The 15,778-nt window shown below is 64.8% G+C and carries 16 protein-coding genes; 10 read left to right on the forward strand and 6 right to left on the reverse strand.

From position 1 onward, the window contains the following. The first annotated feature begins 19 nt into the window (after positions 1-19). From ADJ70_RS04275 to ADJ70_RS04300, 6 genes are all read left to right on the forward strand, one after another. Complete coding sequence (locus tag ADJ70_RS04275; protein WP_050343809.1) at positions 20-3,040, forward strand: tubulin-like doman-containing protein; 3,021 nt, start codon at positions 20-22, stop codon at positions 3,038-3,040. 95 nt (positions 3,041-3,135) lie between these two features. Then, a complete protein-coding gene (locus tag ADJ70_RS04280) occupies positions 3,136-3,450 on the forward strand; it encodes a hypothetical protein (RefSeq protein ID WP_050343811.1) in 315 nt (104 codons plus the stop codon). Next, complete coding sequence (locus tag ADJ70_RS04285; RefSeq protein ID WP_050343813.1) at positions 3,447-4,352, forward strand: hypothetical protein; 906 nt, start codon at positions 3,447-3,449, stop codon at positions 4,350-4,352. Before ADJ70_RS04280 ends, ADJ70_RS04285 begins: the two co-directional genes overlap by 4 nt. Before the next feature lie 5 nt (positions 4,353-4,357). Further along, on the forward strand, positions 4,358-5,692 hold the full coding sequence (locus ADJ70_RS04290; protein WP_157051393.1) for a type IV secretory system conjugative DNA transfer family protein: 1,335 nt from the start codon (positions 4,358-4,360) through the stop codon (positions 5,690-5,692). Between the two features lies 1 nt (position 5,693). Further along, positions 5,694-6,917, forward strand: coding sequence for a hypothetical protein (locus ADJ70_RS04295; RefSeq protein WP_050343816.1), 1,224 nt, complete (start codon positions 5,694-5,696; stop codon positions 6,915-6,917). A gap of 1 nt (position 6,918) precedes the next feature. Continuing rightward, a complete protein-coding gene (locus ADJ70_RS04300) occupies positions 6,919-7,749 on the forward strand; it encodes a hypothetical protein (RefSeq protein ID WP_050343818.1) in 831 nt (276 codons plus the stop codon). A gap of 141 nt (positions 7,750-7,890) precedes the next feature. Here the strand turns inward: ADJ70_RS04300 and ADJ70_RS04305 are convergent, their stop codons facing one another. The 5 genes from ADJ70_RS04305 to ADJ70_RS04320 all read right to left on the reverse strand — a co-directional run bounded on the left by ADJ70_RS04305 (position 7,891) and on the right by ADJ70_RS04320 (position 11,089). After that, positions 7,891-8,340: a hypothetical protein gene (locus tag ADJ70_RS04305; RefSeq protein WP_050343820.1), complete on the reverse strand. Its 450-nt coding sequence runs from the start codon at positions 8,338-8,340 to the stop codon at positions 7,891-7,893. A 163-nt stretch (positions 8,341-8,503) separates the two neighbouring features. After that, positions 8,504-9,436: an Abi family protein gene (locus ADJ70_RS04310; RefSeq protein ID WP_083443802.1), complete on the reverse strand. Its 933-nt coding sequence runs from the start codon at positions 9,434-9,436 to the stop codon at positions 8,504-8,506. A gap of 189 nt (positions 9,437-9,625) precedes the next feature. Next, positions 9,626-10,012 (reverse strand): hypothetical protein, encoded by a 387-nt coding sequence (locus ADJ70_RS04315; protein WP_050343824.1) that lies wholly within the window; start codon positions 10,010-10,012, stop codon positions 9,626-9,628. Positions 10,013-10,529: 517 nt separating this feature from the next. Then, positions 10,530-10,685: a hypothetical protein gene (locus ADJ70_RS14500; protein ID WP_157051394.1), complete on the reverse strand. Its 156-nt coding sequence runs from the start codon at positions 10,683-10,685 to the stop codon at positions 10,530-10,532. A 47-nt stretch (positions 10,686-10,732) separates the two neighbouring features. After that, entirely contained in the window at positions 10,733-11,089 is a 357-nt protein-coding gene (locus tag ADJ70_RS04320) for an ATP-binding protein (protein ID WP_050343827.1), read from the reverse strand. A 172-nt stretch (positions 11,090-11,261) separates the two neighbouring features. Between ADJ70_RS04320 and ADJ70_RS04325 the strand changes: the two genes are divergently transcribed. The 4 genes from ADJ70_RS04325 to ADJ70_RS14015 all read left to right on the forward strand — a co-directional run bounded on the left by ADJ70_RS04325 (position 11,262) and on the right by ADJ70_RS14015 (position 14,454). Further along, complete coding sequence (locus ADJ70_RS04325) at positions 11,262-12,485, forward strand: tyrosine-type recombinase/integrase (protein WP_050343829.1); 1,224 nt, start codon at positions 11,262-11,264, stop codon at positions 12,483-12,485. Between the two features lie 306 nt (positions 12,486-12,791). Continuing rightward, positions 12,792-13,511, forward strand: coding sequence for a tyrosine-type recombinase/integrase (locus ADJ70_RS15630; protein WP_172674438.1), 720 nt, complete (start codon positions 12,792-12,794; stop codon positions 13,509-13,511). A gap of 385 nt (positions 13,512-13,896) precedes the next feature. Continuing rightward, a complete protein-coding gene (locus ADJ70_RS14920) occupies positions 13,897-14,064 on the forward strand; it encodes a hypothetical protein (protein WP_172674439.1) in 168 nt (55 codons plus the stop codon). A gap of 78 nt (positions 14,065-14,142) precedes the next feature. Then, positions 14,143-14,454: a tyrosine-type recombinase/integrase gene (locus tag ADJ70_RS14015; protein WP_172674440.1), complete on the forward strand. Its 312-nt coding sequence runs from the start codon at positions 14,143-14,145 to the stop codon at positions 14,452-14,454. Here the strand turns inward: ADJ70_RS14015 and ADJ70_RS04340 are convergent. Then, entirely contained in the window at positions 14,363-15,412 is a 1,050-nt protein-coding gene (locus ADJ70_RS04340) for an RNA-binding domain-containing protein (protein ID WP_050343837.1), read from the reverse strand. The genes ADJ70_RS14015 and ADJ70_RS04340 overlap by 92 nt on opposite strands. Positions 15,413-15,778 lie beyond the last annotated feature (366 nt).

Raw genomic sequence — 15,778 nt, forward strand, 5'->3', positions numbered from 1 at the left:
GAGGATCTAGGAGTTGGCCATGTATGAGAACCTCTTGCTCTCCGCTGGGGGTGGTATCGTAGACGAGGCGTTGCAATGCGCTCAGGACGACTCCGCCGTCCTTGCCATCGGCCTCGGGGGCACGGGCATCGACTGCCTGCGGACACTCAAGGCAAAGGTCCACGAGCGCCTGCGGCCGGACAACCCCGGTGACGCGGTGCCCCGCTACGACCACATCAAGTTCCTGGCAGTGGACTCGGACGCCAAGGGTATGAAAAAGGCGCAACGGGATGGCTTTGGGGAGCTCGACCTAGACACGGAGTTCCTCGACATCTCGTATCCGAACAGCCTCTCCACCCTGTTTGCGACGAGCCGCGATGGCCTCGCGGCGGACCCCGCGTACCGCGAGTGGCTCCAGTTCGATGACCTCAATAAGGTGGGCACGGCCACCGATGGGGCGGGTGGCGTCCGCCAGGTGGGCCGCTTCCTGCTGGTGAGGAGGGCCTCCGAGTTCGTGTCGACAGTTCATGACATGGTCACCGAGGCGATGGAGGATGCGAACGACAACAAACGCAAGGTGTACGTACACATCTTCTCCGGCCTGGGTGGCGGCACGGGCTCCGGGGCCTTCCTCGACGCGTGCTACCTCGTCCGGGAGGCGCTGAGAAGGGCGGGCGCAGCCGGCAACATGCTCATGGGCTACCTCTTCCTGCCCGACGTGAACTTTGCAAGAGATTACATCCCCAACGTCGTCAGGCGATGCATTGGGAGCAATGGCTACGCGGCGATGCAGGAGCTGGACTACTGCATGGGCTTCGGGAGAAACGGCGACGCCTGGCGCCAGGCCTACCCCGGCCTGGGAGAGGTCCGCTGTGAGGCGCAGCCCGTGGACCTCTGTCACCTCGTGGCCGGGAAGACGTCGAAGGGTGTGTCCCTCCCCGACGCGTACGACCACGCGATGAGCGTCGTGGCGGACTACGTGACGGACATTCTTGCTAAACCCGAAGGCATATGTGGCAGCCTCACGATCCTCCTGAGTAAGATAAGGATTTTCAGCGCGATGGAGAGAGACCGTCAGGACGCCGGCGCCTGCTACGACTACCTCGTCCTCGGGGCCTCGTGCGCCGTCGTGCCGTACGGCAGGATCATGACCTACCTCGCCTCGGGCCTCTTCCAGAGGCTCGAGGGGCTCGGCATGCGCGGCAGGGTCCCGACGCAGCAGGAGGTGGGGCAGTTCCAGGAGGACGTGGGCCTCACGCACGACGCCTTGCTGGAGGAGCTGCAGAGGGGCGTCGAGGTCGACCCCGGCCACTACGACGCGAGGCCGGCCGACGCGCAGAAGAAGAGCTCGAACGTGGAGGATCACTACATGGGCCTCGAGGCCGCCGCGAAAGGTGCCCTCGACCGGAACCTCGCGGACCTCTCGAGGGAGGTCCCGGGCCACGTCCGGACCGGGCTGCCCCCCGACGGCAGGGCCCAGGCCGTGATGGCCAAGGTGGTGAACGCCGTCCTCGACGCCATGGTCGACCCCGAGCGCGGCCCCTGGTACGCCTCCGCGCTCGTGCGCTCCGTCAAGGGCACCGACCTGCTCGCGGCGGCGTGGGGCATCGAGGCCGAGGCGGTGAGGGAGTGCAATCACGAGGCGGCCCAGGAGCAGAAGGGAATGCCCATCTGGGACGACTTCGCGAGGGCGCGAGGGAAGTTCTTCGTGGCCCCGAACATCCCGTTTCTCCTGAAGGGGAAGTACGACGCCTTCGTCGAGGCGACCCGCGAGCTGACCCTCTGCCGCATCAGGAGGGACTCGTACGAGGCGCTCGAGAACCTCGCGGGTAGCTTGGCCGCGCAGATCAAGCGCCTCGCGGACGAGCTCACCGACCCCTTCGAGAGGGTCATGGAGGGGCTTATCGACACCTTCGACGCGAACCGGTCCTACCTCAAAGCCTTTGCGGACGGCGCGGGCGCCTACGAGCAGCCGATAGTCACGATGAGTCAGATCGCCCCCGCGCTCGACGGGGAGCTAGAGAAATGCGACGTTGGCAAGGTCACCCAAGAACTGCTCGACACATTGCTGGACGAGGGGGGCAGGGCCGCCTGGGGGCCCGGGGGCGACGACGCGCCCCTGGCGCGCCTGGTGTCGCGCTACTTCGTGGGGACGTTCAGTGACTGGTCCCAGAGGTCGCTGAAAGAGTACCTGGCGGACAGGTACAATATTCACGGCAACGATCAGAAACTCGCCAACAAGGTCCAGGGCGACCTCCTCCAGACTATGGGCAGCAGGGCCGATGTGCTCTTCGACACGGCGGTGGGGTACAAACTGCCCGTGAGTTCCACCCTCTGCTACGTCACGGTGCCGCAGGGCTTCCCCGTGGTCGCGAACGCGGCTGCGGGGTATGTGGCTGCCCAGGGCGCCGGCTACAGCGTGCGCATGACCTCCGCGACCGACCGCGTGAGCTTCCTCAGACTCAAGTTCGGCGTCCCCCTGTGGGGCTACGCCGGCCTCGCGCGCTGCGAGGCAGCCTATACGCCCGCGCCCGGCAGGCACCTCTACGAGAGGGCCGTGCACGTGGAGGGCGTCTCGGACCCCGCAGAGGTCGAGGCTTCCCGCGACTGGGGGAATCTGCCCTCGCCCACGCCCAGGAGCAAGATGGGCCAGGGTACCGACCCCGAGGTGCGCCGCCGCGCCGACGAGGCGGCGGGCGTCCTCGACGAGGCCCTGCGTGAGGGCGTCGTCGTCAGGGGGGCACGCGAGTACACAATACGTACCATTGCCGACACCTTCATGCGGGGCGTCCGAGATAAGTACGATGCGGCGGCGAGGCTGCCTGCCGCCGACAGGCTCAAGGTGCAGGACGAGCTGCGGGCCATGGACTCCAACCGCGCGTACGACCCCAAGAAGCACATCCTCTCCGACGTGATGAGGCCCCAAAACCCCAAGGCCGAGCGGACGATCTGCGCCGACCTCCTGGCCAAGGCCCCGGTGCTCGTCGAGATCGTGCGGAGGGAGCTCGAGAAGTGTCGCGAGATAGCGCGTTGCATAGAGGATCTCGAGCCGAAGGGGTGATCACGGACAAGAGCCTGACTGCGTCCTATACTCACGCCGGGGTCGTTGGACCTGGCCTTTTGTTGCCCCTCGGGGCGGGATCTAGGAGGTATAGCATGACCCATGATTCTGTGACGGTATCCGAGCTCAGTCGTCGCCTGCTTCTGGAACATCCCTCTTGGGCAGCTGGCGGGGCCGAGGTAGAGGCGCATCGCCTGCTTTCTGTGATCGATGACAGCCTCTCGCGCGCGCTTGCCCTTTATGTCCGCGATGGAGTCGAGACGGACTTCGAGGCAAACGGATTCTCCGTGCTCGGCTTGCGTGCGCTCATGGGCTCTACCTACCTCGAGGCCTTGGAGGTCATGAGCATCTCCCTGAGCGACCCGAAACGGGCACGGGCGATTGTCACGCGACGGGGGATGGCCCGATGAGCGGCTTCCCGTCCCGCACGCGATACGCGAACCTCACTGACCAGGAGCTGAACATGGTCTTCTCGACGGGCCATTGGGAGCGTCCTGACATGGGTTTCGAGGAAAGGCTCGAGGCCTGCCAGGAGCTGGAGATGCGCCTGGCAGACAGGGATGGGACGATTCCGCGTACCGTGATCGGTGAGGACATGCCCAATAGGGCATATGGCTATCAGCAGGGTGGCATCATCGCCCTGAACGCCCACATGCTTCAAGACGGAGCTTTCAAGCCTGCCTACGATGAGCAGCGGATGGCGCAAGCGGATCCGATACCGGTCCTGGCACCCAACTGGATGATCTACGATACGGTCTGCCATGAGCACCAACACTGCGTCCAGCATGACGAGGGACGCTCGCAGGGCAGTGCCTACATAGAGCCCAGCTCTGAGTACTCCTTGTATCGCATCCAGCCTTGCGAGCGCGAGGCATTCGAGGCGGGCGAGCGTGGGACATCGCGTGCGCTTGCCGACGTGCGGAAGGTCACTGGTGTCAAGGACCCCAACCAAGAGGATTACTACGCAGTAAACTCCACATATACCTATAAGGACGCTCTCAGGCAGGCGCAGGAACACTACCAGGACCCTGATATCCAGCAGGCGGTCGACACGGTGGTCAATGACTACCGCGATGGGGTGAGCCGCTCCTACCAGACGTCCGGCGAGCGTGCGGTCGCGCAGGTCCTCGACAGCCAGATGGCACAGGGCAGGGAGCAGGGCAACGAGGCCCAGTACCAGCCGGGCGCACGACAGACCGTTGACGACGCGATTCCGCTCTGGGAGGACGAGCCGTCGTCCGGCAGGGACAACAGCTCGCTTACCTGGGAGAGACCAAGGGAGAACGATCGGCACCAGGGGATGGGGATGTGATCCTGATGGCAATCAGACAGCAGGTCCTCCTTGGCGCGACGCTTGACGACGGACGCTTTCGACATCCGGGGGGTGAGCCGTGGTACGTATTCCAGGACGCGCGTGATGAGAGGAGCCACATGTGCATCAACGACGTGGCTGCATCCCGGCACGTGCTGCTCCTTGGGGGAAGTGGTACGGGCAAGACGAACGTGATGAACCTGATGTTCAGGCAGGCCCGCAAGCTCTCGGTTGCTGGTGAGGCGTCCTACATCGTGTTTGACACGAAGGCTGACTACGTGACCCACAGGGGCTTTCTTAGGGGAGGCGACGAGCTTGTGGGCAACAACCGTCGCTTCAGGGACATGAGCGCCGTCTGGAACGTCTTTGCCGAGGTGCTCGTCGATGGCCGCGACGCACGTGACATCAGGTCGAACGCCCACGAGATCGCGAGGACCCTGTTCGAGGGGAGGGGCTCGAAGACGCAGCCCTTCTTTGCCAACGCCGCCAGCGACATCTTCGCGAATGCCCTCGTCTACCTTACGAGGCGGGCGCAGGAGCGTCCGTCCACAGGGGTAAGGCAGCTCAACAATGCCAACCTGGTGCGCTTCCTGGATAAAGGCCCCAACACGCTCTCTAAGGCGTTTAACACGTACGATGACATGCGAGGGCTGACGACGTACTTTGGCGACGGGACCAACGACCAGGGGATGGGCGTCCTCAGCGAGCTAAGAAGCATGCTGCGTGACTGCTTCCAAGGCGTCTTCGCATCCAGTCCTCCCGCAGGCTCTGACGGCCTGTCGGTGAGGAGGCTGGTGAGGCGCAGGGGCGGACGGGCCCTCTTCGTGGAGTATGACCTCTCGCTGGGCCTGTCCCTGCAGCCCGTCTACCGCCTTCTCTTCGACCTTGCCCTCAAGGAGGCCCTGGGATCGAATGCAAGGGGTCACACGATTGTCTACCTCGACGAGCTGAGGCTCCTCCCACAGATACACCATCTTGAGGACGCCCTTAACTTCGGGAGGAGCAAGGGGGTCTCGGTTGTCGCGGGGCTCCAGAGCGTCGAGCAGCTTGATGCCACCTACGGTTCCGAGGAGGGTCGCACCCTCCTCGGTGGGTTCGGCTCGATCATCGCGTTTGGTTCTGTCGACCCGAAGACCATGTCGTATGTCTCCGACCGCTTTGGCGCGAACCTCATCTCATACCGATACCCCGATTCGAACGGCCAGCCCATCGATAGGGAGCGCGAGAGCAGTGTCGTCGAGCCCTGGAGGGTGAGGTCCCTTGGGCTCGGGGAGGCCATCGTCGGGCTCGCCACGCAGCCAGACCCGTTCCTGTTTCGGTTCCGGAAGGAGGGAAGCTAGCATGCGCGACACGACGTATGTGAGGCGGGTTCTCATGAGGCGCACATGCCACCTGTCGAGCCTATTTCCCGATGGGCGCCTCATCAGCTTTGGGGCATTTTGTGGGAACCCCTCGCAGCGCTCCTCCGTCGTACTGAGGGGCATGAGATCGGCCCTTGGTAAGATGGGTGTCGTGCTGCTACATACGGACCTCAAGCTCGAGGCTGCCGCCGCGAGCCTCTGCTCCCAGCTGGGAGTACCGATGGTGAGGGTCGGTGCCTCTGGCGCGGCGCAACGACAGGCGGGAGGCTATGATCCTCTGTACGGCCTCGATCGTTTCGGCGTGCTTCGCGCGCTTGGCGTTGCGGATGACCACTCCGCAGCCACGCATGTCGGCCACTACCTCACGATCCTCGACACCCTCTACAGGATGAGTCCCGGTCGCTTCGGGTGCTATGCCTACAGCCTCGGCGCGCTTCTGAGATTCTCCTCCCTGCCTGTCGTCAATCTGCAGACAAACGTCCTGCAGGCGTTTTCCTCGGCGCTATCCCAAGATCTCGTGCAGTCCATAACCATGCCGGGCGTCCAGATGGATGTGTATAGCAGGGTGTCTGCTTTGGCTCAGCGGCTCAGCGGCACCCTCTGCCCCGCGCTGGCCCAGCCCGGAATGTCCCTCCCAACGCCTACGACGAGCCTCGTCGCACTCTCCACCATGCGTGCGGTGACGAGCGTCTACCTTCCCTCGGGAGATGTGGGGACCCTTGACTACCTGGACGCTGAGCTTGACTACCTGGTTCGTTCGCACGTGCCGTTCATGCTCGTGCTGTCGGGCATCGACGTCACAGGCACTGATATGCGCCAACGGCTTATCAGCGAGAATGCCGGGTGCTCCTATACGGTGGGCGTTGCCTCCAGTAACCCACTGTCACTCATGCATGACCAACAGGACGTGGCCGCGCTCTTTGCTAAGCTGAACCGGATAGTCGTCTTTCCCTGTACGACCAGCCAGGTCGCAGAGTCCGTCTCATCAATCTTTGGCACATACGACCATGTGGTGCGTGACAGCAACGCCGGTGTCTCGAGGGGTCACGGGCAGCTCTTCGGGACATACTCCGAGGGGTATGTCGAGCATACGGTCAAGGAGCAGAACGTGCGGCCAGAGGACCTCATGGGAACAGATCGCGGAGCGCTTGTCGTCTGGGGAGGCGACCGGGCGCTCGTCGATCACTTAGACGAATGGAACTGACATGGTGAAGCGATGCGATAGGTGCAAGGTCGCCTTTGACGATCGGGTCAGCTTCTGCCCCAACTGCGGCTCGCCTTCGGTGGATGATACGCGGACCCTCGACGAGCTCGTGGCTGTCGGCTATCGGGCCTTCCATGGCGGCAGGTCGGCGGCGTTGCCCCAAGAGGCGCCCATGCCGTCTTCCGCTCCCACCGCTCACATAGAAGAGGACGAGGACGAGCGGCTGAGGAGGGGGTACGAGGACTTTGTGCTGCGTGAGCAGCAAGGGTCGACGTCGGTTGCTGGCTCGAAAGATGAGATGGGGGCGACGTCCGCACAATGGCTTGATTCGAGCTTGCATCCACTTGTCTCGAGCGAGTCTGCCGCAGATCAGAACTGTCATGAGAGTGACGCCGATCATGTTGACCGGCTGATGACGGGACTTGGGCTGGGGATATCGCCCGAGGCGTCACCTGGCGTTGTCTCCTCGCAGGAGATAGTGCGTGAGAGCGGAACGTCTATTCAGCCGATAGCAGGCCAAGGCGCGGCTAACCCCGACTACGACCTGGTTTTCAGCGACATTCGTGTTGAGCACGAAAGGCCTAAGCACGAGCTTGCGGAGTTTGTGAGGGACAATGCCTCCAGTCGGTTCTTTCGGGACCTCTTCGTCCCGGGAACCGTCTTGAACAGGATAGGGCGCGCGCTGCTTCTGGTCGTGGGCATATGGCTCACCATCGTCCTCGTCGTTCCCCTTATGGTGGGCATGGCGATCAATGCGTTCGAGGCGCTGCTCCCGCCTCTGCTGTGCATCGGGTTCTTGTGGTATCTCATGCGAGGTATTTTTCGCAGATGATCTACTGACGCATTTCGCGAAGTTCATGGCGTTAGACGCCATGACGTTGTGATTACTCATGGAGGGGACTGTGTTAACCCTACCCTGATACGGCGAGTTCGGGGTGGAACGGGTACGGCGCGGCGACTCTCTGTCTCCACGTCAGTCGATGTGGAGGGCATGGGAGCTGCTCGACGATCGGGTCGTCGGGGCGACGAGCCTCGTGCAGTCACGCGAGGTAGCCGTGGAGTCTCCTGGTGGACATGTCACGGAACCTGGCAGGGAACGCCTCAGGTGTCGAGTGGGTCGCGCATCACGAGGTCGGGCGGTGCCCTCGGTCCCGAGGACGCGAAACTCTGGTGCGCCGCCACGCCCATCTCTGCGAGCGCGGACGCAAGTCCCCTGCCTGTTGGTCGACGCGACAGCCCGGCGGGTGCGCACTCCGCGAGAGCCTCCCTGGCGCTGCCGACGCCGAGTCTTCCCCTGCAGCCGCGCGTCGTCTCCCTCGGGCGGCAGCTCCTCCGCCATCGCCTGCGACAGCAGCCCAGGCATCCTCTCCCGCTTGTCGTCGCGCATCGTGCGGACGATCACCTTCAGCCCCTTCGCAGACATGCCGCCTTCCTCACCTCCGGGTGTGGGAGAGGCATATGACTGTGGGGTCAAAAATATCAAACGGGGGTTAACGCAGCCATTGACAAAAAACTAGGGCAGGACTGCCTTCGCAACCCCGCCCCGCAAAACCCGAAGGTTTTTTGTCTGATTCCATTATGGGTGATTACACCCAGTTGTCGAACACCTTCGCAAGAAATCTGTAAGCGGATACCACACAATCGGTGTTCGTGTACCAGTCGGCGTGCTCGACGGCACGATGCTTGAGGGCATCGACCAGGCTCCTGCACATCTCCCTCGTGTGGGAGCCCGCGACCATCTCCCTGTAGGCGAACGCCATCATCGTTATCTGCTGGACGCGCGGGTTGGCCATCTTCGCTCGCCTCGCACGCCTATTGATGCCCATCTCGTCGAGCGCCAGCGCGACCTCTCTCGGGGTGCGGATGGTGCTTGTCTCGCCTGGCGCGAAGCCGTTTATGATGTCGGTGGAATGGGCGCAGGCGTTCCTCACGGCTTGGGCTTGCCTGAAAAGGTAGTGCTCGCTTCTCATCCGCCGGTCCTTCCACCTATCTGCGCAGAAGAGATAGAAGTTGATGAAGCCTCCGAAGGAAAGTAGCTCGATGAGGACCCATACGGGCTTCTCGTTGTCGTACTTGCGGGCCATGCCCCCGCTGTACCTATCCCTCTTCAGCCGCTCCATCTCCTTCTCGCGAATCGATCGGTTCCTCTCACTCAGGCTTTCCAGGTAGTCGGCGACGATCGAGTAGCCGTCCTCGTCTGCTCGCTCGGTGACCTCGCGCATGAGCCTGACCTTGGCAAAGTGCTTGATGTCCAGCGTCATCGGGAGCAAGGTGTACCTGAGCATGTGGTCGATGGCCGCGAGATCCCGCAGATGCCCGAAGTCGAGACCGACGTACTCGCTGCCATGCGCTCCTCCGATGCGCTTTTCAAACAGGACGCGGTAGGCCGCGAGCTGCCTGTTACCGGGTCTGCCCGAGCCCCTCGACCTGCACCTCTCCTTCGCCGCCCTGACGTCGCTGTCCCCCTCGACGCGCGCGCAGGAGTCGGGGCCCGTGGTGGCCGGGCTCGGTGCCGGTATCGCGTACCCTCATAGGGCGGCATGAGGTCGAGATTGCGAGGACCTGTCAGCTGCTCTCGTGCGAAGGGTACGGGTGCCCGTGAGGCGGGCAAAGGTCGACGCGGCGGCCGTGGGGAGGTGCGAGCACATGCGGAGCGCAGGTGGGGTCACGTTGCGAAGGTGTGGGGAGGTCCCCATGAGAACGCCCGCTCACCTGCCTTGCAGCTTATGCACGAGCTCGGCGAACTCGTCGCGCCTCTGGGCTGGGGTGCGCGAGTCCTCGCTGGACTCCCTCATGGCGTTTGCCGCGATGGCGCCGAGGGCGCCAAACGAGCGTCCCAGCGCGGCCTTGAGAGGCGAGAACTCAAGGCGATACTTCGTGCCGTTCATCTTGATGGAGTCACCGCTCCACGTCTTGAGCTTCGCTTCCACCTCGCCTATGGGTGCACGATCGAACTCGTTGCCCTTGTTGTCAAAGAGGATGAGCTCGCCTGAGCCATCGATGCCTATGAAGCCGTTTGTCGCCCGTTGCCTGATGCCTTGGACTATGTGCATGCCGTCGCACCAGAATTGCCAGTCGCCCCTGTTGTCTGCCATGGAGTTCCTCCTGAGGTCGTCTGTTGACAAGAAGTGAGCCACGTGCTAGCAGAGAACTATACCGTAGATGGCATGGCGGCATGCCAGCTGCACAATATACGATGCATTCTGCAAAGGAGCGCACCCGGTGGGGAGGTGTGTCTTGCGGGGCACGGTGCACCGGACGCCTCCCGAAGTGCTGGGGGCGGTTGCCCCTGCCGTGAGGCTGGGGGGCCGACAGAGGGGGGCGTGGGTGACGACTTTGGCAGGCGGGGCATCGACAGCCCCTCCGACAGGCGCTATCTGCTGTAGCTCTACCGTACGGGCATCACGGCGATCACTGCGCGATGGGTGGAAGGCAGGCGTGCAAAGTTCGTCGAGCGCACGGTCACGCTCATCTCGGGCTGCATCCACAAGGCGTGATGCGAGTGGCGTGAGGCGCTTGGACATCGGCCATCGGAGGGGCTGGGACAAGCCGCCCTTGTCGGCAGGCGTCTTTCCACCATGCGCATCTGGCCATTGGGAGGCGCGAGGCAGGTCAGTCGCCCTCCTCCAGATATCTCCTTGCAGCCCTCTCGTCCGCGATCATGTACGTGCGCCAGCGGTTGGAGCCCTGTGCAGCCAAGATGCCATCGCTTACCAGATCGCCGAGCAGCTCGCTTGTCCGTGACGCGCCCAGCCCGGTTGCCTCCATGATAGCTGCCCTGCCGAGCGGCTCTGCGGCTGATGCGATATGTTGAACTATGTGGCGCTTTGTTCGATCGGTTGCCTTCGTCCGATTTTCGCGTCCGATTCGTTCGAGTTTCCAGATGAGACGAGCTCTACGTGCGAACCTGGACGGTGGAATGCCACACGCGTGGCGTTGCCCTCTTGGAAGTACTCGAAGCTCACGCCAGCCTCGTCGCAGGCCTGCTTGATGCGGCGCAGACCACTACCGAATGCCTCGATGTAACCGCCGCGGAAGAGGGCGTCGGCAATGCGTGGGTTTCGGTTCTGTGGCGCCCTCGCCACCCCCTTGAGGTAGTCGTCTGGTGTGGTGCCTGCAGGGAAGAGGCCGGGATTCGTGATCTGTACCGTGTCCGTAAAGATATCGATCATCACGCGGCTGTCACCTTGATGCTCTTTGTGTTATCGGAAGCCCCGCGTTATGAGAAGCCGCCAAGCAAGCCCGCAGGTCGCGGGCTTTTTTGATGCCCGACGGCTTCGCATAACGTGACCGTGCATCCATAATCGTTCCCGTATGTCCGACATCGAGACTGAGGAGGTCAACATGGACGTACGGGAGTTCGAGGAGTTCGTGCCGTGCGTGATTGAGCGCATGCGCGCGGACGGCTGCGCCGAGGGCCCCATCGGCACGGCCGAATGGGTCCTGCGGTGGTTCGCGGAATTCTGCCGCGAGGAGGAGGTCGGCGACGTCGGTGATGACGCCGTCGCCGACTTCTGTGCCAGGCGCTTCGGCTTCGATGCCGGCGATGCGAAGCTGCCGACGCGGACGGCGTTGCGCAAGCCGCTCCTCACTGCGATGGGATCGTGCCGCACCGGGTCGTACTGCAAGACCCACCAGCCAGGCGTCGTCCACGAGGTGCCGGAGTGCATGAGGGGGGTGTATTCCCTCGTCATCACCGACTTCGTCGGCGAGCGGCGCGAGACCGGCCTGAGGACCAAGGAGCGCAAGGCCTGGATGGCGGCGAAGTTCCTGACGTTCGTCGCGGAATCGGGTGTGGGCGACATCGCGCGCTTGCGCATGGAGGACGTCGACGCGTTCGTCGGGTCGCTCTCCGGGTACGCGCCCGCCACGCTGCGCTGCCTCAGGGGGACGCTGCGGGAGCTGCTCGACTGGATGGCGGGGCGCGGGATGGTGGGGCTCTCGGGGCGCATGGCGTTCCCCGTGCCCAAGGGGAGCAGCCGCTCGACGGTCCTGTCCTACTACACGAAGGACGAGGTGGAACGCATCGTCGCCGGCATCGACGCGTCCACGAGGAGGGGCAAGCCCTGCCTGCTCGTCGTCGCGCTGTTCGCGCTCGCCGGGATGCGGGCGGGGGACGCGGCGAGCCTCACGCTATCCGACATCGACTGGGACGCGGGCCTGATCCGCATCGCCCGGCAGAGGACCGGGGAGCCCCTCGACGTCCCGATGCCCGACGAGGTGCGCTACCCGCCCGTCGACCACATGCGCAACGCCCGCCCCGACAGCGCCAGCGGCCCCGACCACCTGCTCGTCACTGTGAACGCGCCCCACACGCGCATGCGCGGCGCCGGCACGCTCGGGCGCATCGTGGGCCGGCGCGTGGAGGCCGCCGGGGTCGAGCCCGGCAGGCGCCGCCACGGCCCGCACTCCCTGCGCCACTCGCTCGCGACCAACATGCTCGCCGCCGACGTGCCGGTGAGCGCCATATCCGACGTGCTCGGGCACGGCAGCGCGAGGACCACCGAGGCCTGCCTGACCGTCGACCTCGCGCACGCCCGGGACCTCGCGTCGGGGGTGCCGCCATGATGTTCGACAGCAACCATTCCCCCGACTGGGTCCCCAACATGGACGGGCCGTTCGCGGAGGAGCTGGCGGCCCACGTCCGGCACAAGCGCGCGCTGGGCCACCGGTACGCCGAGCCGGTCTGCCACGCGCTCAAGAAGACGGGCCGGACGTTCGCCGAGATGGGCTGCGACGGCACCCGCATCACCCGTGAGACGGCGGGCGCGTGGTGCTCCGCGGGGGAGGGCCAGACGCGCGCCACGCTCGGGAAGAGGCGCACTGCCCCCCGACGGTCTCGCCAAATACCTGATCTCGAGGGGCTGGGAGGACGTGGCCCTCTGCGAGGAGGGCGGCGCCCTCGGCAGCTCGTTCGCCCCGCACGTCCTCGGGCGCGACGAGGTGGCCCGCGTGTTCCGCGCGGCCCGGGCGTCGGCGGCCGGCGAGCGCGCCCACTCCCGCTACGCGGCGATGTGTCTGTGCCACGCGTGTGGCCTGCGCCGCTCGGAGGCCGGCAACCTGCGCGTGTCCGACTTCGACCCCGGCGCCCGGGCGGTCGCGGCCGGGCATTCGAAGAGTGACGTGTCGCGCCTGGTCGCGATGTCCGAGTCGACCGCGGAGGTCCTGGCCGAGCACGCCGCGATGCCCCGCGACCCCGCCCCCGGCGCCTTCCTGCTGCGCGGCCGGCACGCGGGGCGGGTGGCCCTGCCCGTTCTGGCACGACTGCCTCGATGCCGCGGGCGTGGTCCCCCGCGCCGACGGCAGCCGCCAGCGCCCGCGCGACCTCCGGCACACGTTCTGCGTCCGCGCGCTGGAGAAGATCGCGGAGGGAGGCCGCGACATACGCGCCGCGCCGCCCCTCCCCGGCGCCTACCTCGGCCACAAGGGCATCGTCGAGACGGAGCGCTGCCTGCGCCTCGTCGAGCCGGCGTACCGCGAGGTGTCCGACGCGGCGGCCGGTGGCTTGCCGGACTTCTACGGGAGGGGGAGCCATGGGCGAGGGCAGGCGGGACTTCGGGTACTACGCCGAGCGCTTCCTGGGCGACTACCTGACGGCGAGGAAGGGCTGCTCGGCCAAGACGGTCTCGTCCTACCGCGACGCGATCGTCCTGCCCATGGGGTTCACGCGGGGGCGCTGCGGCGGGCGCTTCGGGCTGGCCGACATCGACGCCGGGGCCGTCGGGGCGTTCCCCGACCACCTCGAGGCCGACCGGGGCAACTCGGTCGCGACCCGCAACCAGCGCCAGGCTGCCGCGAGCCCGTTCCTGTCGTTCGTGCGCACGCGCGAGCCCGAGCCGTGCGGCCAGTACGCGGCAGTCCTCGACATCCCGAGGAAGAGGCCGCCCAGGCCGGCGATTGCGTACCTCACCGTCGCAGAGGCGGGGGGCCGCTCGCCTCGATCGACGAGTCGGACCGCCGGGGCCTCCGGGACAAGGCCATGCTCGCCTTCCCCTGCGAGACCGCCGCGCGCGTCGACGAGCTCTGCGGCTGCCTTTCCCGCCAGCTGCGCCTCGAGTCGGCGCCCTACGCGGGGCCGCGCGGCAAGGGCGGCAAGGCGCGCAACGTGCCGGTCACCGAGTCGTTCGCCGAGCTCGTCGGCGACTAGGCGGGGGCGTTCGGGATCGGGGGCGGAGACGAGCCGCCGCTCGCCAACCGGTACGGGAGACCGCTCACGCAGAAGGGCGTGTCCTACGTGCTCGGCAAGCGCCTGGCCGCCGCCGCCGCGTCGATGCCGAGCATCGGGCGGAAGGGGATAACGTGCCATTCCATGCGGCACTCGCGTGCGACGCACCTGCTTGAGGCGGGGGTGAACCTGATCTACATCCGCGACATACTGGGGCACGCGTCGGTCACGACGACCGAGATATATGCCAAGACCAACCCCGAGCTGAAGCGCAAGTACCTCACGGAGCACAGCGCCACCCACTCGACGGGCGAGAGGTACACGCCCGAGGAGAGGAACGACCTCGTGAAGTGGCTGAAGGACAACTTCTAGGCCACTGAGTTATGCGAAGCCGTCGGGCATCAAAAAAGCCCGCGACCTGCGGGCTTGCCTGGCGGCTTCTCATAACGCGGGGCTTCCGATAACACAAGTTATCAGCATATGCTGATAAGCGGTGACAGAAGGCATTGATGACCGCCTCGCGGATGGCCTCACGTGGAATCTCAGGGATCTCCTCGCGTGTCGGGCTGCCGTCAATCACGATGCGGCGACGGATATTGGAGTTGACGTAGTACTCCGCCTTGTCGATAAGCTCAAGCACAGGGGCGTCTTCCTGCTGAAGATCAAGGATGTTGACGCGATCGTTACCGGCGAGCACCCCCATGGTCAGACGTTTGTGGGAGGGTGAGCGGCAGAATAGCACGGTCGCGGCATTCGTGAGGCGCCCATCGCGCGCGAGTCCGAGGCGCTCAAGCACGTTGGCAGCATCAGAAGACCCGGCATATGTCGTGGGAATGCGATTCTTCTTGATGCCCGCATCGATGTACGCATGGAGAAGCGCTGCGCTGACATCGGACACAGGACAATCCGAGAGGCGCGTATCCCATGGCACCTCCCTGTCTATGGCCGCAGCAAACATGCGCTTGACTTGCGCAGGTGTCATGAGCACATCCTCGTCGGCACGGCGGATGCGGTAGCGTCCCTCGCAGGCGTACGGCGTTTCGTCCCCCTCGAAGTCGATGCGGATGTACGTCTTGCCGCTGTCCTCACATTCCGTGCGTATCTGTGGCGTGATCCTTGGCTCGATCTTGGATCCAATCTCTTGGCTGATGGAACGCAGCGTCTTGTCCGAGACATCTTGGCCCATGACCTCCCCGTCGTTTCGTACGCCAAAGTAGAGCACGCCGCTGCCGTGCTTGTTGAGGATCGATGCGATGGACTCCATGGCTTCACGATGCTCACCCGTGGACCTCTTGAACTCCACTTGCTCTGATTCGGCTCCAAGGTTCATGTCCTACGCTCCCTTCCCGCTGACGATAGTCTCATGGGCAGGTGGCCGCTTGCACGCCTTGAGACCAGGGATGGCTTGCCGTCTGGTAGTGAGCATCGATGATACCTTTGATTTCTTGGCGTCCAAGTAATCGGGATGACGCGTTGTTGCCTGCCAAGGGAGGGTCCCATTGCCTTCTGGGGCTCCTCGGGGGTTTGTGTGGGTTGCTGCCTCGGCGAAGACGCCAACCTAGCGGCAACTCCGCTCGTGCAGAGCCTGTTTTTCCGACCAAGGGGGAGGTGGCCACCGAAGGGGCGCCGGCGGCACGTCATGGTGGTTGGGGCACTCGTGCCAACCGACGCGGCTCGCGGCGCAACAGTGTACACG

It is taken from the genome of Olsenella sp. oral taxon 807, assembly GCF_001189515.2.
Classification (GTDB): domain Bacteria; phylum Actinomycetota; class Coriobacteriia; order Coriobacteriales; family Atopobiaceae; genus Olsenella_F.

Coding starts and splice junctions, on each gene's coding strand:
- ADJ70_RS04275 (WP_050343809.1), top strand. CDS start 20: ATGTATGAGAACCTCTTGCTCTCCGCTGGGGGTGGTATCGTAGACGAG.
- ADJ70_RS04280 (WP_050343811.1), top strand. CDS start 3,136: ATGACCCATGATTCTGTGACGGTATCCGAGCTCAGTCGTCGCCTGCTT.
- ADJ70_RS04285 (WP_050343813.1), top strand. CDS start 3,447: ATGAGCGGCTTCCCGTCCCGCACGCGATACGCGAACCTCACTGACCAG.
- ADJ70_RS04290 (WP_157051393.1), top strand. CDS start 4,358: ATGGCAATCAGACAGCAGGTCCTCCTTGGCGCGACGCTTGACGACGGA.
- ADJ70_RS04295 (WP_050343816.1), top strand. CDS start 5,694: ATGCGCGACACGACGTATGTGAGGCGGGTTCTCATGAGGCGCACATGC.
- ADJ70_RS04300 (WP_050343818.1), top strand. CDS start 6,919: ATGGTGAAGCGATGCGATAGGTGCAAGGTCGCCTTTGACGATCGGGTC.
- ADJ70_RS04305 (WP_050343820.1), bottom strand. CDS start 8,340: ATGTCTGCGAAGGGGCTGAAGGTGATCGTCCGCACGATGCGCGACGAC.
- ADJ70_RS04315 (WP_050343824.1), bottom strand. CDS start 10,012: ATGGCAGACAACAGGGGCGACTGGCAATTCTGGTGCGACGGCATGCAC.
- ADJ70_RS14500 (WP_157051394.1), bottom strand. CDS start 10,685: ATGGAGGCAACCGGGCTGGGCGCGTCACGGACAAGCGAGCTGCTCGGC.
- ADJ70_RS04320 (WP_050343827.1), bottom strand. CDS start 11,089: ATGATCGATATCTTTACGGACACGGTACAGATCACGAATCCCGGCCTC.
- ADJ70_RS04325 (WP_050343829.1), top strand. CDS start 11,262: ATGGACGTACGGGAGTTCGAGGAGTTCGTGCCGTGCGTGATTGAGCGC.
- ADJ70_RS14920 (WP_172674439.1), top strand. CDS start 13,897: ATGCTCGCCTTCCCCTGCGAGACCGCCGCGCGCGTCGACGAGCTCTGC.
- ADJ70_RS04340 (WP_050343837.1), bottom strand. CDS start 15,412: ATGAACCTTGGAGCCGAATCAGAGCAAGTGGAGTTCAAGAGGTCCACG.